This is a genomic window from Paenibacillus sp. FSL H3-0333 (genome assembly GCF_038002805.1).
GTDB lineage: Bacteria > Bacillota > Bacilli > Paenibacillales > Paenibacillaceae > Paenibacillus_AQ > Paenibacillus_AQ silagei.
Window position 1 is genome coordinate 6,137,048 of sequence record NZ_JBBODG010000001.1, and the last position, 23,635, is coordinate 6,160,682.

Sequence of the window (23,635 nt, forward strand, 5' to 3'; positions counted from 1 at the left end):
CAGGTCCGGCGGCGCATCGCCTTATTCCAGCTCGCTCCGGGCGGCCTCCAGAGCCTGTCCCAGATCAGCGATCAGATCATCTACATGCTCTATGCCGACAGAGAAGCGCAGCAGCCGGTCATCCACGCCTACAGCATCGCGGATTTCAGCCGGAATATCGGCGTGAGTCTGTATCGCCGGATAGGTCATCAGCGATTCAACACCGCCCAGACTCTCGGCGAAGGCGATCAGCCGGATATGGCGGAGCAGCGGCTCCACATAGCCCGCCTCTTTTACCTTGAAGGAGAAGATTCCGGTGTTGCCGGAGGACTGGCGGTTCTGGATGGCATAGCCCGGATGATCCGGCAGGCCCGGGTGGAAGACCTCGGCAATCGCCGGATGCTCCTGCAGATAACGGGCAATAGCCAGAGCGTTGCTCTCATGCCGCTCCATGCGCAGCGCGAGGGTCTTCATACCCTTCATCAGCTGGTAGCTGTCATTCGGCGCGAGAACCGCTCCCAGAGAGTTATGCAGGACGGCCATTTCAGCCGACAATTCTGCGCCCTTGGTCACGATCAGACCCGCCAGCACATCGTTATGCCCGCCCAGGTACTTAGTCGCACTGTGAACCACGATATCTGCTCCAAGCTCCAGCGGGCGCTGGAAGAACGGAGTCAGCAGCGTATTGTCTACAATCGTGAGCAGCCCGTGACGGCGGGCCCAGGTACATACGGCTTCGACATCCGTTATCATCATCAGCGGGTTGGTCGGCGTCTCAATGAATACAGCCTTCGTGCCCGGCTGGCGGGCCGCTTCAAGTCCATCCAGATCATTCGTATCTACATAGGAGGCGCTGATGCCGTATTTAGAGAGAATCCGTTCCAGCAGCCGGTAAGTACCGCCGTACAAGTCCAGCGATACAATGAGATGGTCCCCTTGTCCAAACAAGGTGAACACCGTAGTCAGTGCAGCCATACCGGAAGCGCAGGCGAAGCCGGCATCCCCGGATTCCAGGGCCGCTGCCGCTTCTTCGAGGACAGAGCGGGTAGGATTTTTGGTGCGAATGTAGTCGAAGCCTGTACTCTGCCCAAGTCTAGGGTGACGGAAAGCCGTCGCATGATAAATCGGGTAATTAATGGCCCCGGTGGCGGGGTCCTCCATCGAACCAATCTGTGCCAGTCTGCTCTCAATTCTCAGTTTCTCATCCATCTCCATTGCCTCCTGATTAATTACTTCTATTAAGAATAAGTCAACCTCTCAGATAAATGCCCCGATATCGTAAGGAGTCTCCTGGTATACATAGTAATTGAGCCAATTAGCGAATAATAAGTTGGCATGGGCGCGCCAGACTGCCGGCGGAGTACGCGTCGGATCATCCTTGGGATAATAGTGCTTCGGCAGGGCAACCACCATCCCCTTGGCGATATCCCGGTCATACTCCCATTTCAGCGAGAAGGGATCATATTCCGAATGTCCGGTGACAAAAATCTGCTTCCCGTCATGCGTAGCCACCAGGTACACCCCGGCTTCCTCGGATTCTGCCAGAATCTGCAGCTCCGGGTTCTGCTCAATATCTTCACGGGAGACGTCGGTATGGCGGGAATGCGGAACATGGAACACTTCATCGAAGCCGCGCAGCAGCTTGACATTATTTTGGCTCATTGTATGCGGAAACACTCCGAAGCATTTGTCCGGCAGACTCACCTTGCGCACGCCGAAGTGATGGTACAGTCCTGCCTGTGCCGCCCAACAGATGTGCATGGTCGAGGTTACATTCTGCTTGCTCCACTCAAAAATCACTTTCAGCTCCTCCCAGTAGTTCACATCCTCGAACTCCAGCTGTTCTACGGGAGCGCCTGTTACAATCAAGCCGTCGAACCGGCGGTGGCTGATCTCATCAAAGGTTTTGTAAAAGCTCTTCAAATGCTCAGCCGAAGTATTCTTCGACGTATGGGAGCTGGGATGAAGCAGAACAACATCCACCTGAAGCGGGGAATTCCCGATAAGGCGCAGCAGCTGGGTCTCAGTAGTTTCTTTGGTAGGCATCAGATTCAGGATGGCGATCCGCAGAGGACGGATATCCTGATGGAAGGCCTGGCTTTCATCCATTACAAAAATATTCTCACCGGATAACACTTCTTTGGCCGGCAGGCTGTCGGGAATTTTGATAGGCATTGCTGTTCACTCCTTAACTGAAATGGGGTTCCACTTGGTGGTTCAACCTGAGGCAGGGTAGCGAAAAAAGACCTTTCCCGGGCGAGAAAGGTCATATCATGCAGTCATATGCGCCTCTCTCATCTGCCAGAGAACTTCCGCCGGACGAATAACGCCCTGCAAAGCTTCCGCAAGAATTAGCACCGTGCGTTCACACGCCGGTTGCCGGGTTTCATCGGGCTAGTCCCTCCACCTGCTCTTGATAAGAAAAAACTTTTCAATTGTTCTTAATAAGTGTTAAAGAACCCTATAGTATCAAGGTTTTTTCGACTTCATGGGAACAATTGTGCTTATTCAGTTTTAATTGATTTTAGCTTGTTTTTTAAAGTTTCGTGACTTTCTTGTGACTTTAAATTAATAAAAAACAGCACATTCTCAATGTGTTATCATTGAGTAACATGCTATAGATTATACATCATTTATTCATTTTGACAAGATACAAAATTAGTTCAGCTTTGGCTATTCTCAAGTGCTTTCCAATTTGAAAAAGTTTAAATTCTCCAGACTTAACCAACTTATATGTATTGTTTTCGCCTAATTGTAAAATGGATTGAACATCTTTAACTGACAATAATGGAGGATATTCTTTCATTGATTTTTCTAGAATCAGCTCTAATTCTTGTTCATATGTATTTGCACTTTCTGTACTTTCTGTACTATGCTCCATCTTCACTTCACTCATCATACAGCCTCACTCAACAACTTATTAGACTGTAGATAAATATGGCTATATTTATTCTTACACATCTTAAGCAATGTTGCTTTTCTTTGGCTAAAATCCAACTGTCCCATTAACAACCCAATATCCATAATCTGCAATTCATAAATTGCTTTGTTAATTTGAGTCGTGAGATTGTCTCTAGTCTGATTATCTTTGACCTCTAATAATGCTCTAATTTCCTTTGCTCTGGCTCCAAGCAAACAAACATTGATCATGTCACCTTCATTGCTGTAGACTCCGAAATGAGGCTCCTTGCCGCTGTGAGTAAGCATGTAATTACTCTTTACGGCATCCATGAGTTGATTGTATCCTTCCTTTTCAGGATTACGCACCATAATCCATTTTTCCATATCACGCATTGCTCGTTCCATAAGGATGAAGTAAGAGCGAACTTCTCTACCTTTTTCAGAATTTTCTGACATAGCTATATGTTTGGCTGCATCAACAGTAAAAAATGTATCAATTTGATTTCTAGTAATGTTCGTGTTCTCAATGTAGGTTTTTTTTCCTATACTGATATAATCAATATTTTCTACATAACTCTTCTTAAAAACCTTACGTTCCATCCAGTGAGTATACTGATTGTACGGGTTTTCTAAACGTTCCCACAATACCCTAGCGTTAATGATATAATCATTATCAGTATGTTCTTGAAGTAATTCAGGGAAATCTTTTTGGTATCTCATCACAATTTTTATTTCATCTGCACTGAAGCCAAGCTTATTTTTGAGATCCTTTTTCTCAAAAATCTTGACCTTATTTCCGTTTTCGAGTTTAAATTTTTTGATAACATCATTCCCCTTTATTATTTTTAGTTTATAATCCAACAATCTTACTTCGCACTTTAAAATCATCAACAATAACAGTATATGTATCCTTGCCTATCACTCGTTCTGAACTTGCTCCAGTTCTCTCAAACAGATACTTCTGCAATGCCTCATCTTGCCCGTACTCCCAGATAAATTTAAGCACAACCTCATACCCTTCAGCGTAGAAGTTCATTGCGTGTTCCAGTGTTGCTTTTTCATTTTCTAAATCACCTCCTCCCATTTTCGCTCGTTTGTGATTATTCAGTTTCTTTCTAAGATTTTCAAATGATGTGCTATCGGTCTTCTCTGTGCTTGTCGCATATTTTATAAAAGCCAACTCTTCTTCCTCAGTTTCAAATTCTATATTCATGTATTTTCCTTTCTGATGAAATTAGTCTTTTATCATCATTTTACAGCCGCCAACTTAGGCGTTGGGCTACGCAAAATTGTATAGTCAGATTTCATTCCCCAAGATTGGGGAGTCAGTCCGCACATATATACCATCCGCACTCTCAATCCCATATATAGTGTCAACAAAAAATTTTCGATACTATATGTTCCAATTTAACTTGTACGTATTGGATTAAAGTGGTATTATAAGAATATTAGCACTCAGTAAGTTTGTTTGCTAACAACAATAATAATTATGGGTAGGTGTACAAGAATGTTGAAGTCGAATCTACCAGTAAGTCAGAACCCACTTTATGCTCCGATATTGCTACCTTCTTTACCTAAAAAACGTAATATTACGAATCAAAGTGACCATGATAGGGCTATCGAAAAAATTGCAATCATTAATCATGATGCTGATAAATACGTTATAGCTGCACACATCAATTGGATGAACAGAGGTAACCCAGAGAAAATCGGATTTGTTGTACCAGACTTAGAAATTCATGATAGTTCCGGTAAAACGTTCATTGAAGTTGAAACAATTTACAGCCTCCTACAAGCTCATTCAATCTCTCAATTTCGTGTCTTAAACAAAATTCCCCACAAGGCAATTATTGTATTAGCCATTCCGAGTTACATTAAACAAGACAAAATAGATTTGCTAGCTATTGGATTCAAAAATTTAGGCTTTACTAATCTCGAATTAAAAACAATATCGGTGTGATTTATGTGGGGCGTATTTAGTACGCTCCTATTCTTTTCTTGATAAAACTTACCTTTTATCGACTTAAATTAATACTTTAAAAGCTTTTCATATACCAGTTAACACTCTTATCTACTAATTCTGGATTGTATAGAAACAACATGTTTTAGTATTTGCTAACCGCTCAACCGATATAAAAAATTTAATTATTATAGTTATTTTTATTCATTTACCGTAGGCAGCAATATATGCACTAAATAATTCGTGGTTATACTTATCGGGTAAATCAAACAGTTTGTATTTTAAGTCTGCTTCTTTATCCAATGGGAATAACTGTTCAAACATAATAGTGCTGTCCTTCAAAAAGCCATTGTCTTCCGCAGTTATAAGCACATGGGTAGGCATTTTTCGCTTGGTGGTACTACCTGTAATTGGAGCAACTTGAATAATTGACGATTTCGAACAACCAATGTTATTAGTCGTAATAAGTACAGGGCGTACTCCACCTTGTTTAGAACCTTTTTGGGGGCCAAGATCTGCCAACCAAACTTCATTTTTTCGGACTATTTTGTCATGAATCGCCCCATCTCTATTTAAAATCAGTGTCATAATCTCACTCTCCTTGGTTTTATATGTAATTTTGTTCTTATGACTATTATACACCATACCTTAAATAAATCAATATATAGTTATTTTTATTTTATAATTGAAAAAAAATGCCCATGAACGCAATCAATATATTTTAATATTGAATGTATCCATAGGCGTGTACTCTTTCTCTAAATTAAGTCTTTTTACAAATCCATCTCTTGAATTCTCTGTTTAACTCCCAAATGCGAACTAATGCTATCCATATCTTTATAAAACTATTTTCCATCAACTTTCAAAGTACCATTAAAGGTACACATATCATGTGTTCGCTACTCCTCCTAATTCTTTAACTTATATACAACTTCTTATTGGCTGTATCAGGAGCTACCTTATGTCCCAAAGAGATAACAAATTGAGCTGAAACGTAATTAATATTATCCTTAAATATTGTATTGGCTAGAATACCGTTTACTTTCAGTTCTTTGGTGACATTGTTCCAACTCAATTCATCCCCCAACTTTTCCTTGAGAGCAGAGGCAGGCACATAGTTAGAACCATTTCTCATGAATCCATCAAAAGCCTTGTTATCTACTGTAAAGATTACTTTGGTTAAAGTATCAACAACAGCAGGAGCAGGTGTTTCAACTTTGGTACAATCCTCATACTCCAGAACAATATCCTTTAGCAGTTGTTCATATGTACGACCACTATCAGCAAGTCCAGATTTAGGGTCAGATTTACGTTCAGGGTCTAGAATGAAATGAGCTGTGATTGATTTTTTAGGATCAAGATTAAACTTATAACATATGCATGCCATTACCCAAACGTATCTCTTATAGGCTTCAGCAGAATTTATTTTTGAACCATAGCAATATTCGACACCAATAGCAGCGTCATTTGCATCACAACCATACAGTTCATTATCTTTAGTTTTATTGTAGAGAACATGCCATGCCTTTTCTGGAGTTCCAGTAAGTGCAGGAATACATTCATAAATAAATTTGTCATCAACGAAGAGGTGAGCAGAGGCTGATTCTGAATTGTTTGAATTCTCATAGTAGGTAACATTATTTAAAGCTGTCGATCCTTTATTTCCTGTATCATGGGCAACAATAAATTTAACCGTTGGCATTTTAGTTCCCGATCTACGTTTTGTTTTAGAAGTTAAATATTTCTTTGTTATCTCATATTTCATTTTGAATGACATTACATCTTCTCCTCCAACACATTGTTATGCTATAATTTACCTGAGACGAGATTACGGTGGATACTCAAGCAGGGTGATACTTTAAACCTAGTCTTTTTGCTGTTCTCTTTTATCTTCTTGAACTGTAGCTCTCTCCTGGAATATAGTGAACACTTTTGAAAATACAGGCGGAATCTTCAAATCAAGTCTTCCATAGTTTTCAATTATTGAAACACCCTCGTTTGCTAACCAAAAGAAAATACTTCCGTTCATAACAATATTCATGCCAAGTGCGAGATCAATTCTATGCCCCATAAACACCATTAAGAGCATAAGTCCCTTTTTAATTAATCCCCAGAATCCAACACTACTTTTGAGACCTTTACCTGTTTTCACACTTGCAGCACAACCTGACAGATAATCAACAACAAACGCCAGTAATAAGATTTCCAACAAGCCACTCCAACCTCCAAATGCATAAGATACTATTGTGCCACCAATTCCTGAAGCCGCATAAAGAAAGGTGTAGTCCCTATTGGCTAATAGTTTTAAATTAAAATCATTCACATTACACTCTCCAAATCAAAATAATAAGAGAGGAAGATAAATCCTCTCTATCTTTAATGGTAATAAAACTTCCCTAAATACAAGTTTAAGGCAAAATAAAAACACCTATTATACGACGTCTACTGTGATTGCGTAAGCTCGTTCAGCTGTATTTTTTTAGCATACGCATCCAAATTATCCATATTTCCGTTTAAATCGTTGATATTAACAAAGTCAGTACGATCCGGCTTCTTAAGTCCTAAATTCCCTGTGGTCTTCATTCTCCCACATCCCTCTCCTTAAAATAAATTAGCCGATGGAACCCGGGATGCTGCCGTTCCACAATTCCACGCCGTCTACCAAAATGCGGTACAACCGGACTCGCTTCCATAGCATAACCCCGCCATTGACAGAAGCATGTGCCCGGATATAATACAGGCCGGATGCACCGGTGACGTTGACGCTCCTTGTTGCCCGAGCCGTTCTGGCTCCGGTATATGTACGGTAATTGTACGTTCCGCCTCCGCCCCACTGGTCTGTGGATACAATGAATATGGCGTCACTTTGTATGTCGCTTGAACCCTCCAAGCCATAATCAAAAGTCACCTGTGACTTTCCGGTTAAATCAACCGGGACCGCTGTAACCGCACCGCTTTCGCCCCCCCCAACATTCGGGTTATTCGCCAGCAATGCCACGTGGTCAGATTGCGCGTAGTAAGATGAATCACTTCCGTACCGGGCACCCGGAACCACGTGAAAAACAGAATTGTAGAACTTCCTCCATGTTCCGCCCACATTCACATAAGCACTGGACACAGGCTTCCATGCTCCCCCCACGTTCACGGAAGGTTTGGCGGTCTTCCATGTGCCGCCCACGTTTATATTAAAAGGCATCTTTTTCCCCCTTCTTCATCATGAGTATTGAAGCCAAATGTCCCCATCGTTCCCGCCAGAAGGTCCGGCCGTTGACTTGATTATGTTACCGCTGTGGTAAATCCTCTGCCAGCTTGACCAAGCGTATTCATACATGTTTCTTGTCCAAATTTCCGGCGCTGAACCGGCTGCATAAAACACCGTAAACGTTTGGTTTACCCCGGCATGTCTCGAAACCTTCATGTGGAACGCCTGTGCTGTTGGCACATTCCCCATTGTTCCCGCACTTGAGTTAGCCGGGCAATAGTATTCACCTTCCACTATGAGATTGTTCAAATTCGTTCCCTCGGGCAATAGCGCCGCCCTGGTCAAAACGTCCCGACCGCCGGAAGCCATTGCAGCGGCGTTTACAGTGTTGAAAGTAACGTTACTTGTTTTTCTCACATCTTGGTCCAAATGATAGCCGTCTACCATGTCGGCATTCAGGTTCGTGACCACTGTCGTGCTTGCCACCGTTAACGGCGCTGTGCCGGTTGTCACTGTGGAGATATACCGGCGAACCGTAATATCTTGGTTTGAATCCTGCACGACAAGCGTACCAGGTGAACTCGCAGCAGAGGCGTGATACCCATCAACCATATCAGCATTTAAATTTGATACTACTGTAGTAGAAGTAACCTGCAGAGGTGCTGTGCCCGTGGCAACTATTGAATTAATTGGACTAGAAACCTTTACTACTGTCCCATCATCATAAAGATTCGAATTTACAACCGTATTACCATTTAATTTAGGGATATAGTTATCATTAGCTTTTTTACCTACCACTGGATATCCATTTACGGTACTTCCTCCAGATAATTCAGCCATTATTTACACTCCTTTTAATATTTATAATTTAAAAGCAATATTCTCTTTGAAGTTTCCCTGTATAATTAATTTATTTTTATTTTGTTTAACTACATTTTTATAGGTATTATTGAGTTCATCTTCTGTAAAAGCCTTTTGGGCTACAATTAGATCCTTATAAAATGTTCCACAAGAATTTCCGTTATCCCAACCTCCAAGTTTTAAATCGTATCCATACTGAGTTAAATAAGCATTCTCAGTCTTTATAGATGCAACGTTTACAGTTCGTACATGTACATTTGCCCCCACCCTTTGTTTAATTGTTAGCTCACTACCATTCTTTACAAGAGAAATCATATGGAAGTTATTAAAGTAAACATTGGGATCAATGGTACTAGGAGTCGAGGAATTTATTGCATTTGCATTTATGTCTTTACCCCAAAATAAATAATTACCCCCAACAGTATTACTATTGCAGCCAATGCTTTCAATATTATATCCAGCCAAACTATCTGTATGAGTTCCCATGGGCTTTTTCCAATAGACAATAGACCAATCATTATTCCATTTCAACCCATAATCTCTGTAAAGATTAAACTCTAATGATGTAGCTGATCTTGTACCATTTACAAAAGGAGATATATAAGGTTTTGCTTCTACTTGAACACTGTCAGCCCATAGTATCCCTACTGCACCAGCATGACCATATATGTATATTGAGACATCTGATGTTAGATCCCAATTGCTTGTGATTGTGTATGTAAAAAAAACTCTTTCCCAAGTATCAATTTTGTTTACAGAATAATATCCAATAGCTGCTTCAAATCCATAGGCACCACTATTAACTTGCTTATGATATAACCCAACTTGAGCGCCTTTACCAAGTACATTTGTTTTTTGATACCAAGAAATCGTTACTACGGTTCCAACTGACCAACCTAATGCATTAGGAGTTCCAATTGATCTATTTATACCTAACCATCTATGTGGATTCCCATAAGATTCATTTTGATCAATAAACTTCATACATGGATCGTTATTAATCCCTTCATAAACCCATTGACCATGATACCCAATTGTAGGAGAAGGTACACCGCCATTATAACCTTGTGACCAACCATAAACGGATATTGCACTTGGATGTAAAGAAGCATCCCAACCTGGAGAATATCCAGGAATTGATCCAGTTGTGGGATTATTCACAACATTAACAGCAGGTGTTCCAACCCATGCTCCATTCCCATCGATTGATTCGAGATTAAATTCTGAAGCACTTATATTTTTATCAATACTTAACGCATCATCTTTTAAAGGAAAATAAATAGAACCATTTGGAAAATATGGTTTTTCATCAAGTTTAAGAGCATAGATTGAACCATCAGCTCTTATATTAAATTTATTATTAACTAAAGAGTCTATTTCCCTATCTGTTAATGCCTTATTGTATACACTTAGATTACTGTACACAGCGCTAAAAGCTGGATTGAATATTATCAAATCAGGTGAAAAATTAACCAGCGAAGCATTTATAGACGTATTAATTGTGCTAACCAACGGTTTACTATTGCTAAAATGATATGTTTTCCATGTTGGACCATTTTTTGTAATAACCACCCAACAATCATATCCTGCTAAAAAATCTACTCCCGCTACATGCCAATGCCACCATGAAGCTTGAGCTGATGTTACAAAACTATCAAATCCTATCCATGGTTGAGATGAAGTTCCTAAAGCCGTATTTGTTTTATAGTCTTCAAAAGAGAATGACAATTGGCTATTTTTGTCTCTCACATTAAATATTCTTTTTCCTATTGATGTTGTTAACAATCTCCCCCAACTAGCTTGAGGTTTTATTTTTATTGCAATAGTGAATTCGCTTCCTAAATCAAGTGGTACTGTCATAGACGCTTCTGCACTTCTTTTACCACTAACATATGAACTTGCAAATATTTTTTGCTCTAATTGAACCCCTTCCATTTCCAACCAAGTTCCAATAGCGTTTCCGAATCCTCGTATAAAAAAGTTTACACGTGTGGCATTTGCAGGTGCGACGGCTGTCAATGTAAGTCTTTCGAACTCATTTGCATTTGTAACATATTTACTTGAAATATCTGTACCAATAGTATTTCCAGAAGCATCTCTCCAACGAATTTGCAAACAACCTGAACTTGCTATACCAACTCTAACATAAGAAGAAAACGTATACGTATTTCCAGCTACGATTCCATCAATAACTTGAACTATATAACTTGAATCTGTAGTTCCTGTAGCAACTACTTCAACACGTTGAATATTTCCGTTTGTATTTATACCTGGTTTCACAGAATTCTTAAATATTCTTGCTGAATCGCCATTTCCTCCAGCAGAAACAGAAAACGCGTCAGCTAAACCATCAGAATTTGAGTCAATTAAATCAGAGTTAGTTACGAGATTTGTTGTTCCTTCTTCAATAGCTACTCCACTCCCATTTAAAAGAAGTGTTGTATTGGACTGACTTCCAATATATGCATTGTCATCAATCCCCAACAATAAGTCCTCAATAGTTGATTCTGTGCCATCACAGACTTCCATTCTTGGTCTAACCCAATATACTCTCTCAGTTGTCGATGTAGAATAGAATAAGTATGTTCTATGGCCTCCAACTGTTGCATTAGGCATCCACTTAAATTCATTCATTCCTGCTAATCTTGTTCCAGAGGTATTATATACACCTGAAGTTAAATCTGCAGAACCAGTGTAATTATGAGGATAAATATATCCAACCATTAAAACATAGTTTTCATTTGCCGCTGTAAATCCTGGCCCGAAATTTGTAAAGTAAGGATTAGCGTTTGCAGTTGTAGAACCGAGATTGCTAACAACGTTCCCTTGACAACCAAAGTAAATTGTCCCATTGCCAACATTTTCTCTTTTAACCCATACACTTAATCTATACTTTTTTGTTGGATCAATTGTTTTATTATATACATTCCATCCACCATCGCCATCACTTGCAGGGTCGTTACTCAAAGATGCCCAAGTAGGCTCTTTAAATCCCCAAGGGTTTTCATACATGATTATTGTGTTAATATCAACAGAAGCGTTACCATTCAACGAAAAGTTCCCTTGAGTACCATTTGTCCCTAATTTCCACTGATTCGTATCAAGTAAATTTCTATTTTGTCTACCAAGATAGCTATTATCAAATAAAAAGCTCTTAACAAGTCCGCTTCTTATACTTGGAGTTCTTTCATTTAATGAACCAACTACCAACAAATCACTTTTTTTCAATCTACCTACTACTGCCACTGTTTCCCCTCCTATTTTAAATCTAATCGGAGGGATCTTATGCCCCTCTCAATTATCCATATACGAAATCTAAGCTGTCTTCTAATGCATTATATTGAATCGAATAGTTTCCAGATTTAAATATTGGTGATGTAATTTGCTTGGAAATCGTTGTATTACCAGTACCATCATCTAAAACATTGTTGAATGTTCTTATTTCTCCTGCCGCGCCATTTAAACCAGTAAGCCATAATGGAGCACTTGCCGTTCTAGCTGAGTTAGAACCTTGAAGATATGCTCCGTTAGCAGAACCAGTAATTCTAAGCGTTGCATTCCCAGATGCTCCACCAATAAAGGAAGTTCCAGTGTCTATTCCTGCAAATTTAGGACTTGCTGTTGTTCTTAAATCTTGATTTAAATGATAACCATCTACCATGTCCGCATTTAAATTTGCTACTAAATCCTTTGAAGTAACTTCAATAGGTGCCTGTCCATCTTCCGCTTTTATTTTCAAGGTATTTGTATCAAATCTTCCATCTGGCTGGAATGTGAATGAGCTCCCCCAATCCCAATCAGAACCATTTGAAGTTGTAGATGGAGCGACTACAAATGCATCTCCGTCTGGGTGGTGAAGAGTCCATGTCTTATAGCCGTTCATTTTTGAAATAAAAGCATATCTGTTGTAGCTTTTAATTCCATTGAACTCTGGAGTCGCAGAATCTCTAACATCTTGATTCAAATGGAATCCATCTACCATATCCGCGTTCATTCCTGATCCTTGTCCCATGTTGCCATAATGCCATACAAGATTTGTTCCAACGAACAACGATCCTGTGCCACGAATAGGAAACCTTGAGTTAATTTCATCAGCTACAGAACTAGTATTAGTTCGGACCGGATATACTGTGTTGTCAGATGCTGTATACCCTGATAAGTATACTGTAGCTGTTGCGGACATACCGCTCTCAGTTTGCAATTTGTATGATGCTGTCCCACCACGAAGCCATACAATTAATCCGCTAGTAGTTAAATTCATTCCAGCTACCATTGTAGAATAAGTTTCGTTAAACTGTATTATTCTAATTGATTTATCATTTCCACCCCATCCAATATCTCCTGACCAGCGGAAGGTGAGAGTTAAACCGCCTTTATGAGTTGCAGTATTCCACGTACTAGGAGCGATATCGCCATAACCACGAGTAATACTGTATTCGCTAAAAGCATAGCTTCCTGCTCCAGATATTAAAACCGGATAATATTTATCAGCATCTCCATTCACAGTAAATGTAACTGTTCTTCCTGATCTTCCTTGACGAAAACTAAGTTTTTCAGCATCAGTGACAAAACGGTTTGAAGAATCTTGTGTCACATCACTAGCTGTAATATTCGCCCATTGATAAACACCAGCTGAAGCAGTAGCTTCAAGGAATTTACCATTACTTGTAGTTCCGTTGGCTGGAACATGCAAGTTACCATCTCCATTAGGATGAGAGTAATTATTTGCTCCAGAGGTGATCGAATCCAACTTTGCTTTATCACTAGCATTCATTAGACCACTTACAGAAGATGTCGCAACTGGAAGGGTGGAATTCACCCATTTCGTTCCATCATGACCAAGATATTGTCCATTTGATGGTGTAGTAATTGTTGTGTCTGATAACCCAGCCAAATCAGGAGTAGACCATGAAGCAACTCCATTAGCATTATATTTTAGATAATTACCCGAAGCCCCACCTGAAGGAATATGATTATTACCTGCTCCTGTTGGGTGAGAATAAACAACATTTTCCACACCGTTAATTGTTATATTTCCGTTTGTGGCAGAGTTAACAACTTTAGTGGCTTGGACTGTGATCCCCTGTAGTTTATTGTAATCGGTGATACTCATTTTACCGTCAGCCGATGCAGAAGCATTAGGAATAGAGTTTGCAGAAATTGCAATCCATTGAGAACCCGTATATCGATATGTATAGTCAGTGTCGTTGACGTTCACTGTCCATCCATCTTGTGGCGAGGGATACGCTATGGCAATGTTAGCATAGGATGCTACGGAAGGCTTCCATTGGATATTGGCTGTGGCTTGATTAATTTTCGAGTCCACTTCTGCTTTAGTATACTTGTCATTCCAAAGCGATTTAAGGCTTGAATTTACTGCTAAATCAGGATTCTGTACTGTCCCAGCAACAACGATATCCGAACCTGTTGAAGTGATACCTACTACCGAACCAGCGCCATCGTTACCTTTTAAGGCAATCATTTGCCAATATCCGGTATCTGTTGGGATTTTATTTAATGCTTGTACTGTACATATGTAACTTGAACCATTGTATGTCACAATGTTGTTCGGATAGTAGGTTGTTGAAGAGTTGTATGTACCTTTTGCAGTTGTTCTAGACACCAAGGCATTCGCATTTGTTGTTGCGTTATTCGCGTTAGTGGTTGCTATATTTGCCAATCCTGTAGCTGTATCAGCATTTGTTTTAGCAGTGTTGGCTGCATTCGCTGCTGAATTGGCACTGCTTGCCGCATTCGTGGCGTTAGTTGAAGCTATATCTGCATTAGTTTTAGCAGTGTTGGCTACACTCGCGGCATTATTAGCATTTGTTGTGGCAGTATCTGCTAATCCAGTAGCCACACTTGCAGCATCAGCTTGTGCTTGAGCGTAATCCCCTTGAGTTTTAGCATAATCTGCTTGAGTGTTAGCATTAGTTGTGGCAGTATCTGCATTAGCCTTTGCTTTATTAGCTGCAGTAGCTGCATTGTTCGCATTTGTTGTTGCCGTATTTGCCAATCCTGTAGCCGTGTCTGCGTTGGTCTTAGCTGTATTCGCTGCGTTTGTAGCAGTGTTAGCATTAGTTGTTGCCATATTTGCCGCAGTCACAATGGATGAAATATCTAAAATAGGAGTCCAGTTCGCTCCAACAGTTAAAGCAACATTAAGTGTTGCATCCTTGATACAGAGATACATTTTCTGACTGGCCGAATCAATAACAAAGTCACCATATTGATAAGTTGTAGAAGTGTTATATGTACCCTTCCAATTGAAAGCTGTTATCTTTTTCCAATATGTTGCGTTGGTTGGCAGAATACCAGCAGTCGTATTTAAAATACACATAAATGTACAACCATTATAGTAAACTATATTTCTAATCAAATACGATAAAGTTGCACTATAGTCTCCTCTATGAACCAATGAATCTCCTACATCTTTAGCATAGCTACCTTGTGTCTGTGCAAATGTCGCTTGTGTATTAGCGTTTGTGGCTGCTGTAGTTGCTGCATCTCTAGCCGTATTAGCGTTAGCCGTTGCTGTATTAGCATTTGTTGTTGCAGTACTTGCTAAAGCAGTCGCTGTATTTGTAGCATCTTTAGCATTATTAGCAGCAGTTGTTGCAATATTGGCATTAGTTGTAGCAGTCACCGCTAATGAAGCTTTATTGTCAGCGTTTATTGCTGCACTATTTGCTGCGCTTGTTGCACTGTTTGCATCAGAGGTTGCAGTATTAGCACTTGCTATTGCAGAAGAAACGCTTACTAGAAGGCTCCAGTTCGTGGTAGTTGTTAGTGGTTTATTAAGAGTATTATCCAATATACACATGTATACATTTTGGTTTATAGAATCTGATACTACATCACCAAAATTATATGTTACCGATGAAGAATAGATCCCCTTCCACAGCATATTAGTAATTTTCTGCCAGTATATAGTATTGGTAGGCACATTACCGGTTGTATTTGCCATACACATAAATGTTGAACCATTATAGTAAACAATGTTTTTAGGAATGTATGCTGTAGAGGCATTATAAGTTCCTTTATGAACTAAGGCATCACCTGAAGCTTTAGCATAATCTCCTTGAGTCTGAGCATACGTAGCTTTACTATTTGCATTCGCTGCGGCTGAGTCTGCGTTGCTTTTAGCAGTGTTGGCCGCTATAGTTGCTATATCCGCATTTGTTTTAGCTGTATTTGCTGCTGTTGCAGCCGTGTTAGCAGCTGAAGTAGCATTATCAGCGTTTGTTTTAGCAGTATTTGCTGCACTCGCAGCATTATTAGCTACTTGAGCCGCTGTATTTGCTCCATCTTTTGCTGAGTTTACACTAGCGGCTGCGCTATCAGCATTGGTTTTTGCAGTGTTTGCCGCCGTAGCTGCATTATTAGCATTCGTAGTGGCTGAATTTGCTGCTGCTGTAGCATTGGTTGCCGCTGTGGTTGCTGTATTCATAGCTGTTATTTTTGTATCCGCAATTGCAAGTTTAGCATCCACTTTAGTTGTTGTATTGCTTACTACCTTATCCAGAGTCTCTAATACTGTTCCATCTTCAGCTACAGTTGTTGCAATCATTTTGTCATGAATAAATACTTTACCTGTTCCTTGATAGTTAGCAGTAAACTGTTTGTTGTTATACTGTGCATCAAAATAAGCCCAATTAGAGTTGAAATCGACAACAACATTATCTACATCTGGAATAGAAGTTTTTTTCTTAAATTTCTTAATGAAAAATGTTTTTGTTCCGTTTGAAATGGACATGGAAGAATACTCATCCGGAATCTCTCTCAAAACAGCTTTTCCATTAATTACAGTAATCTGTTCACTTATACTGACAAATGGATCATCTATTGTCCCTTTTCTTTTTTGAGTAATCCATCCATAATCATTATCCATTACTGACAAGTGTGTTCCTCCGTTCCATAAAAAAGAAGCCCTCAAATTAAGGACTTCTCTTTATAGTTTTTTTAGCCTAACTTTTTAAGTATTTCATCAATCATTCGTTGCTGAGATTGAATTATGTTCTCCAGATCTTCAATTTTCTTTTGTTGTTCTTCAGCAATAGGTGGATTTAATGGATCAGCATTGCTTAATTCAATAAAATCTAATCCCTTTGGCATTCCATCCTCTATGATTACTTTTATTTTTGAGTACATGATTATTTTATCTCTGAGGTTTATACCGTCTTCTTGTCTTACACTCTCGTCAACATAATACTCACCAAAGTCTTCATATTTTAAATCAGGACAAATGTACTTTAGACAGGCGTGATATAACCCAAATAATGAAGGGTCAATATTCACCCCATCACAATCTACATAATGTACAACTTCATTTGTATCTTTTCTATAGGCTATTAATACCATTACCAACACATCCAATTTATTCTTATATTTCTCGTTTCGCTGTTATATTGCTGATTCACATTTATTCTAAGGTAGACTTCACCATCAGCACCTATTTCTAGCCAAGCATCGCTTATATACATATAACTCCACCCAAGCGCGCTGGCAGGTACAAGATAATTAATGTTTCCATCGTTATAACCGTTATCAATGTAATTATTGCTATAACTAATAGACCATTTTGGCTGAGTAATATTTTTGCATGGATCTTTTAAACCTAAAAATAATGTTGCGCCATAATTCTGACTATCATCCGTAGCTGAAAGACTTGAAACAGAAGAAATAGATACATTTGCAATTCTTTTACCTTGACCTACTGGTAGGGCTATTGGAAAAGGCAGTTGACCTTCTGATAAGGAAATTGTACCTGCCCACGCTCCATAACTTCCTGAGGATGTTGCTAAAACCGATTTTTGTATTGTTGCTGAGTACTTACCGCCCGAGGAAACCTTATCAATCACCTTTACAGCTCGCTCATCGCGAAAATCAGGATGCATAATTACATGGCTACCAAAAGGTTTTTTAGCAACACCATTACCTCCACAAAGAATTACACCTAATATTACCGCATTGCTATCAACAGTATTTCTAGGATTAGCTGGATACACATCAATATTCCACTCATCTCGAACTCCACCAGAAGTACCAGCGTTCATATAAGTGATACTCCCAGCACTATTAATATAGATAACGCGATATTGCCAACCATCTTCATCATCAACACTTGATGATACAGGCACATTTAAATAAACATCATTCGGTATATTTACATAAACGCCGTTTTTGAGGATAGCACTCCCAGATGTTATCTTTAGAGCTATAGAACCGCTGGGGCTTTTATTCCACAAGTAACAACCATTTTTCAGTCCTAAATAGGCAGAAGCTGATGTTCTTACCGTGTTATTCGAACTATTTGGCGAGTCATAATTTACCGTACCAAGCCAACTATTCCCTGGCATATAAAGTGCTCCAGACCAAGGCAACCCAGCCACTGTATTTAATTGTAGATAAACATTCGCCTGTCCCCAATCATTCACATCTGGGCCAAGATATTGAACTTCAACAAAATCGCCTCTTGTTTCACTTTGGATACCCAAAGTTAACCCTGATGTGATTCCCCACCCTGAAGTTTCAAGAGGGTTAACTCCACGTCCATCTAATACAAGCCGACCAGCCGAATCATACATCTTGACGTTACCGCCACGAATCTCTAGTCCATTACCATTTAATTTTGAAGTGCTACCGTCACTGTTTGTTACTTTTATACCATCTGTTGAATTCGTTTCGACATTTTGATACTTTTGTCCAAGCTGAACTCCATTATTAATTGCATCGGAATTTCCAGCTTCCACATACGCTGTAGCTTTATCGCCTACTTCCAGTTTAATGTTATCAGCAAACATATAGCTATTAGCCTGACCTGACATAGTTACATCTTTGTTCAGATGCACTCTTATCTTCGTTGTACCAGTAGGAGCAACACCAGACATTTTTAAAACAGCAGTAGTGCTAGAATCATTTGTTTTAGATACTTCTTTTGATAGCAACCAGTTTCCGATTGCATCCATAAAAACCATTTGAATAAATCCAGTACATCGATGTGTACCAAGTTTACCCGAGAGTGTGTATGTCTTCCCTGGTGTAGCACCCAAATAATCCTGATAGTAAACGCCATTTGTATTTGTTGTAGAACTCCCTGAATTAATTTCAAAACTCGCATTTCCTGCAATCGTCCACGTAGCATCATTTAATCTACGTGTGAAAATACAAAGATTACTTGGTTGCCATATCGTCCAGCCATCAGGAATATTAGCTCCGTATTTCCCTGTATATATCTCAGCTCCACCATTTTGAAGCAAATTTACATTTGGGGCAACAGCATAGTCATAGGCATTGTCAGCTAAAGATTTAGCAGCATCTGAAATTCCTTTAAGCAAAGTAGTTTTTGCATCATAATAATTCTTAAAATTTGTTCTGAAAGTTGTACCTACAATGTCACTTGTTACAGAAAGGTTTGCCAATAAAGGAGTGATGTAGCTGCTTAAAGTGTTATAGGCGGTTGTATATGTTGTTTTAGCAGTCGTAATCCCATAGGTAGTTGCCTGACTTTCAATAGTGCTTTTCTCAGAAACAATAACATCCCATTCCAACTTTGTTGACGATTTTTCAATTGGTGTAAGTTTATCATCAGCAGCAATCTCTGCAAGTTTGGCGTTAGCAGTAGTGTCAGTATATGTTTTAGCATTAGCTTCACGAACAGAAGCAATCTTATTAATAAGTACGGACTTTGCACTTTGTACAGCTTCAAACTTACTTTGAATAGATGTTCTATTGGCAGAAGTAATAGTAATCGGATATGTTGATTTATTAATCCAATTGTTCATTTCTATCTGTAAGTTAGAAATTGCTGAGGAATATGTTGATTTCTCAGTTGTGATTGATAAAGTTCCAGCAATAGAAACGATATCCTCAGATTCTTTAACGACTTGATTTAAAGAAATTTCTAAAGCATTAGCTTCTGCTAAGGTTAATTTATTATCATTTGAGAATTCTTTGACTTGAGAAGAAAGTGTATTTAACGAGGTATCGAGCTCCGATATTTGTTGATCAGCGTAAGTCTTCGAGTTAGCCTCTCTAACTGCTGATATCTTATTAATCAGGATCGATTTTAAGTTCTGAACATTTTCAAATTTAGTCTGAACATTGGTTCGATCTGTCGAACTAATAGCAAGTGGGTATGTCTTATTAATCCACTTATTAATTTCTGTAGTCAATGCTGCCAAAGCAGAAGAATAGTTTGTTCTTTCTGTCGTAATGGATAAGCTTGATGCTATGCTGACAATATTTTCAGATTCCTTAATTACTTGACTATACGAAAGCTCTAAGGCATTTGCTTCAGCAAGTGTGATGTTTAAATCACTAGAAAACGAATTAATTTGAGAATTTAAAGTATTTAAAGTACTGTTAACCCCAACAATTTCTGCATCTATATAGGACGTAGTATTAGCTTGTCTAATAGCCGCTATCTTGTTAATCAATTTTGATTTCATATCTTGAACAGAAGCAAATTTACTTTTAATTGCATCTCTTTGGACTGTAGTAATATTTTTAGGATAGATAGCCTGATGAAGCCAATTTGCGGATAGTTCGTTATCCAGGTTAGCTAATGCAGCAGCATATGCTGTCTTCTCTGTTGTAATACCCAGACTAGTAGACACTGTAATTAAGTCTTCAGACTCCTTTTTAACCTGAGTTAGAGCATTGTCCAACGAATTTGCTTCAATTGAGGTAATAACTTTATCCGTAAACAAAGTATCAATATTATTATCCAATTGGGCCAAGCTATCGTTCACTTCTTGGATTTGCAAATCTATAAACGGCAAAGCATCATAAGCGCTATCCCATTCGACAATACGTGAAGAATCCACATTTTGTCCATCAATTGTACCAAGTACATTTCCATAAAAGGGTACTGTAGATGAAGGTTGATACGGATTTTCGTTGGCATATAGTGATTTCACTGTATTTGAGGTCAAAATACCAGTAGGAACAATATCTTGGTCTACCCTCCGATAAGACTGAATGCCAAAAGTATAGTAACGATTTGCAGGGACACCACTAATCAGAACTGCCCTTTTATCCGCTGTAACCTCACGCCGATCCTCTTTAGCAATTGTAGAACCAAAAGTATACTTTTCATTTGTGGTAAGTGTCCGTATGTACACTATAAAACCATCAATATTGTATTCATCTGCTTGGGAATTTGTGAGATTGTATTTCCATTCAAAGCTAATATCAACCGAACCATCTGTATTTTGTACATGATCAATTGCCGTACCATCATTAGCAATAATCGGGTCAGCAGGAACTGTGGAAATACGGTCATTACGAGTATTAAAGTTGTAAGTTAAGTTTTCTAAGGCAATCTTTGCCGCTTTTTGAGATTTTTCAGTTTCAGCAAATTTGAGAAGCTTCTTAAAGTAACGTGTTTCAGCCGTATCTCTTTTTTGGATATCTTTAATTTCAACCTGAATGCCTCCATTATTGAAATCATATTCAATAGATGAAAGATTCGCTTTAGTGTTTACCTTCAGCTTGTCATTATAGATCGTAACTTGATCTCCGATAATCAACTTATCCCAGTTACGTTGCTCCGATAAACATTGTAGAAAGTTAATAATATCTACAGTTAGATTGATTTTTGGACTTCGCTTTAGTTCCAACTGTTCAATACCATACTCATATAGTTCTAACTCATCACTAATGTTACTCTCTGAGATTTCACCTTCTTGAATATAATTCAAAATAAGCTCTTGGTATTGAGCATCAGTGAAATTGGTGCGATAGGATAGGTCTAATTTAAGTGCTTCAATATTGTTATTTACAGAAGTAATTTGACTATTTACAGTATTGATCTCTGTTTTTTTGCTTGCAATTTGAGATTCTTTAGTCGATTTCTGAGTTTGAAGGGCTGTAGTGTTCCCGCCAGATTCTTGTGTAACGGCAATATTATCTAATATGATTTTCAATTCAGTATTAAGTACATTTAATTCATTCGTTTTTACGGTAAGTTGAGTTTGAAAACCATTTAGCTTAGCAAGAAAATTGTTGAAATCATTTTTCCTTAAATCTATCTTTGTCATGAAATCCATAACTGCATGAGCTAAGTCGTCTTCCATATAATTTGAATGTTGAATTATATTTCTATTTGCATCACGCTCAAATGGATAAAGGTAGTGGGAATAATCAATTAAATAGCCTAATCCTGTAGGGTTATACGCATGAATGCCTATGTCATCTGCCCCTGTGACTCTGAGATGAGTGTAGACTTCATCATAATCTTCCTCATATTGTACATTCTCAAGATACTTACCATAAGAGAATTTAAGCCCACGATTTGTTCCAACATTCTCTGGTTTGTAGTAATTCACGGTGCGCTCACTGTTATTATAAATTAGAACAGCACTGTATTTTTCAGCAACTTCATTTAAAAAATCTAACTTGTTACTACTACTAATATCAAAGGAGCGATATAAACTTAACAGTTCTTTATCGATTTCTCCAATTGTCCAACCTGTTTGGTCAAGTGTATCTGTAAGAACTGTTGCAATTGATACCGCATCAGCTGAATAATTTTGTAGTCGTTTATATTTAAGTTGATAAGCAAGAGAATAACACTTTACCTCAAAGCAATTATCATCCATATTTCTGGTGACCTTATCAATGATCATCCATTCTTCAAATTTACCTAAATTGAGTTTCATGGTAAAACGTTCTTTGAGCTTACTTACATTCGGGTTATCTGTAGCATCCAGTTTCTTATCAATCACCAGTGGAAGTGAGAAATTGAGTTCATGAACTCCTGATAAAACAATCTTTAAGGTTTTGCTATACGCTTCTCTAAGGTTTGGAGATATCACATTCTTATTAGGCTTAGCAATCCACATTTTTAAATCATATGGTTTTTTAGACAGGTTAATACTTCGAAACAATATTATTCACCTCACTTATTTTAAATACTTAAATCTTGATTTAAATTGAATTTTGCATGTTCCATATATTTTTATTTTGTTGCTGCCACGAGGAAATTTAATGTATTCCGTAGTAACATTTTCATATCTATATGTATTTGGAATGCTACTTTCTATTTCTTCATTCTCCGTGTCAATCAAAACTGTTTCTCCGTTCAAGATGCCTACAACTTTAAATTCTCGACCTTCATCACTATAATTAACAATGCTAACATCACCGTTACCAACCTTAACAATTTCAATATCAGGAGTATCATCAACATCACCTTCATTAATGTAGATAATATCCGTTCCAGCCGAAGTATTAGTTGAAATATCATATTGCTGGGACATATATACGGGTGAATAAATGTACTGACTAATATTTTCAAATTCTAATGTGACTACACCTTGTTTCAAGGAATTGTGTAACAATGTAGCATTGCCAGTATACATAACAAAATATATTTTATTTGGCTCTTCTGAAAATGACATCTCACTAAAGTAAGGTTGTCTCAGCCATCTTGCAACAGCTCGAATATTCTCATCGTCCCATGGGTTTTCAAATGCAAATGTAACTTTTAACTTTAACGGTTCATCAACAACGTCTTGTAGGTATGGAATTTCATTTCCCTTTACTCTTTTTCGTTCAAGAGACCTTTCAGAGTAGAATTGTTCTTCGATAAGTCCAGATTCCATAGAACAATTTATGATTCCGTATCTTTTAGAATTTACTCCATTAAAAGTGAAGTACACACTCTCTGCGATTGCCATAATATAATCCACCTCTTCTCAAATTAAAAAGAGGTGGGAGTACCACCT

The 23,635-nt window shown here is 38.6% G+C and carries 17 protein-coding genes and 1 riboswitch; of the genes, 1 reads left to right on the forward strand and 16 read right to left on the reverse strand.

Annotated features, from left to right (window positions below):
• Positions 1-21: 21 nt before the first annotated feature.
• The 5 genes from MHH78_RS27080 to MHH78_RS27100 all read right to left on the reverse strand — a co-directional run bounded on the left by MHH78_RS27080 (position 22) and on the right by MHH78_RS27100 (position 4,093).
• Complete coding sequence (locus MHH78_RS27080; protein ID WP_076079764.1) at positions 22-1,188, reverse strand: aminotransferase class I/II-fold pyridoxal phosphate-dependent enzyme; 1,167 nt, start codon at positions 1,186-1,188, stop codon at positions 22-24.
• 48 nt (positions 1,189-1,236) lie between these two features.
• A complete protein-coding gene (gene metA / locus MHH78_RS27085) occupies positions 1,237-2,154 on the reverse strand; it encodes a homoserine O-acetyltransferase MetA (RefSeq protein WP_341169437.1) in 918 nt (305 codons plus the stop codon).
• A gap of 116 nt (positions 2,155-2,270) precedes the next feature.
• A riboswitch (SAM riboswitch) is annotated at positions 2,271-2,402 on the reverse strand.
• A gap of 206 nt (positions 2,403-2,608) precedes the next feature.
• Positions 2,609-2,875: a helix-turn-helix domain-containing protein gene (locus MHH78_RS27090; protein WP_341169438.1), complete on the reverse strand. Its 267-nt coding sequence runs from the start codon at positions 2,873-2,875 to the stop codon at positions 2,609-2,611.
• Positions 2,875-3,741, reverse strand: a complete 867-nt coding sequence (locus tag MHH78_RS27095) for an antA/AntB antirepressor family protein (protein WP_341169439.1) — start codon at positions 3,739-3,741, stop codon at positions 2,875-2,877. Before MHH78_RS27095 ends, MHH78_RS27090 begins: the two co-directional genes overlap by 1 nt.
• Positions 3,731-4,093 (reverse strand): hypothetical protein, encoded by a 363-nt coding sequence (locus tag MHH78_RS27100; RefSeq protein WP_341169440.1) that lies wholly within the window; start codon positions 4,091-4,093, stop codon positions 3,731-3,733. Before MHH78_RS27100 ends, MHH78_RS27095 begins: the two co-directional genes overlap by 11 nt.
• 294 nt (positions 4,094-4,387) lie before the next feature.
• Between MHH78_RS27100 and MHH78_RS27105 the strand changes: the two genes are divergently transcribed.
• Positions 4,388-4,840, forward strand: a complete 453-nt coding sequence (locus MHH78_RS27105) for a hypothetical protein (protein WP_341169441.1) — start codon at positions 4,388-4,390, stop codon at positions 4,838-4,840.
• A gap of 204 nt (positions 4,841-5,044) precedes the next feature.
• On the opposite strand, the gene MHH78_RS27110 is transcribed toward MHH78_RS27105, so the two are convergent.
• From MHH78_RS27110 to MHH78_RS27160, 11 genes are all read right to left on the reverse strand, one after another.
• Positions 5,045-5,428, reverse strand: coding sequence for a type II toxin-antitoxin system PemK/MazF family toxin (locus MHH78_RS27110; RefSeq protein WP_341169442.1), 384 nt, complete (start codon positions 5,426-5,428; stop codon positions 5,045-5,047).
• Between the two features lie 328 nt (positions 5,429-5,756).
• Positions 5,757-6,617: a peptidoglycan recognition protein family protein gene (locus MHH78_RS27115; protein ID WP_341169443.1), complete on the reverse strand. Its 861-nt coding sequence runs from the start codon at positions 6,615-6,617 to the stop codon at positions 5,757-5,759.
• 87 nt (positions 6,618-6,704) lie between these two features.
• A complete protein-coding gene (locus tag MHH78_RS27120) occupies positions 6,705-7,163 on the reverse strand; it encodes a phage holin family protein (RefSeq protein ID WP_341169444.1) in 459 nt (152 codons plus the stop codon).
• A 119-nt stretch (positions 7,164-7,282) separates the two neighbouring features.
• On the reverse strand, positions 7,283-7,423 hold the full coding sequence (locus tag MHH78_RS27125) for a hypothetical protein (protein WP_341169445.1): 141 nt from the start codon (positions 7,421-7,423) through the stop codon (positions 7,283-7,285).
• A gap of 28 nt (positions 7,424-7,451) precedes the next feature.
• Positions 7,452-8,036 (reverse strand): hypothetical protein, encoded by a 585-nt coding sequence (locus MHH78_RS27130; protein WP_341169446.1) that lies wholly within the window; start codon positions 8,034-8,036, stop codon positions 7,452-7,454.
• An 18-nt stretch (positions 8,037-8,054) separates the two neighbouring features.
• Positions 8,055-8,882 (reverse strand): pyocin knob domain-containing protein, encoded by an 828-nt coding sequence (locus MHH78_RS27135; RefSeq protein ID WP_341169447.1) that lies wholly within the window; start codon positions 8,880-8,882, stop codon positions 8,055-8,057.
• 21 nt (positions 8,883-8,903) lie between these two features.
• Positions 8,904-12,149, reverse strand: coding sequence for a phage head spike fiber domain-containing protein (locus tag MHH78_RS27140; RefSeq protein WP_341169448.1), 3,246 nt, complete (start codon positions 12,147-12,149; stop codon positions 8,904-8,906).
• Positions 12,150-12,201: 52 nt separating this feature from the next.
• Positions 12,202-16,803, reverse strand: a complete 4,602-nt coding sequence (locus MHH78_RS27145; protein WP_341169449.1) for a hypothetical protein — start codon at positions 16,801-16,803, stop codon at positions 12,202-12,204.
• A gap of 62 nt (positions 16,804-16,865) precedes the next feature.
• Positions 16,866-17,264 carry a hypothetical protein gene (locus MHH78_RS27150; protein WP_341169450.1) on the reverse strand — a complete coding sequence of 133 codons (399 nt, stop codon included), beginning with the start codon at positions 17,262-17,264 and terminating at the stop codon, positions 16,866-16,868.
• The gene (locus MHH78_RS27155) at positions 17,264-22,795 is read right to left on the reverse strand and encodes a DUF7359 domain-containing protein (RefSeq protein ID WP_341169451.1); all 5,532 of its coding nucleotides are present in this window, start codon (positions 22,793-22,795) and stop codon (positions 17,264-17,266) included. Before MHH78_RS27155 ends, MHH78_RS27150 begins: the two co-directional genes overlap by 1 nt.
• Positions 22,796-22,810: 15 nt before the next feature.
• Positions 22,811-23,587, reverse strand: coding sequence for a phage tail domain-containing protein (locus MHH78_RS27160; RefSeq protein WP_341169452.1), 777 nt, complete (start codon positions 23,585-23,587; stop codon positions 22,811-22,813).
• Between the last annotated feature and the right edge of the window lie 48 nt (positions 23,588-23,635).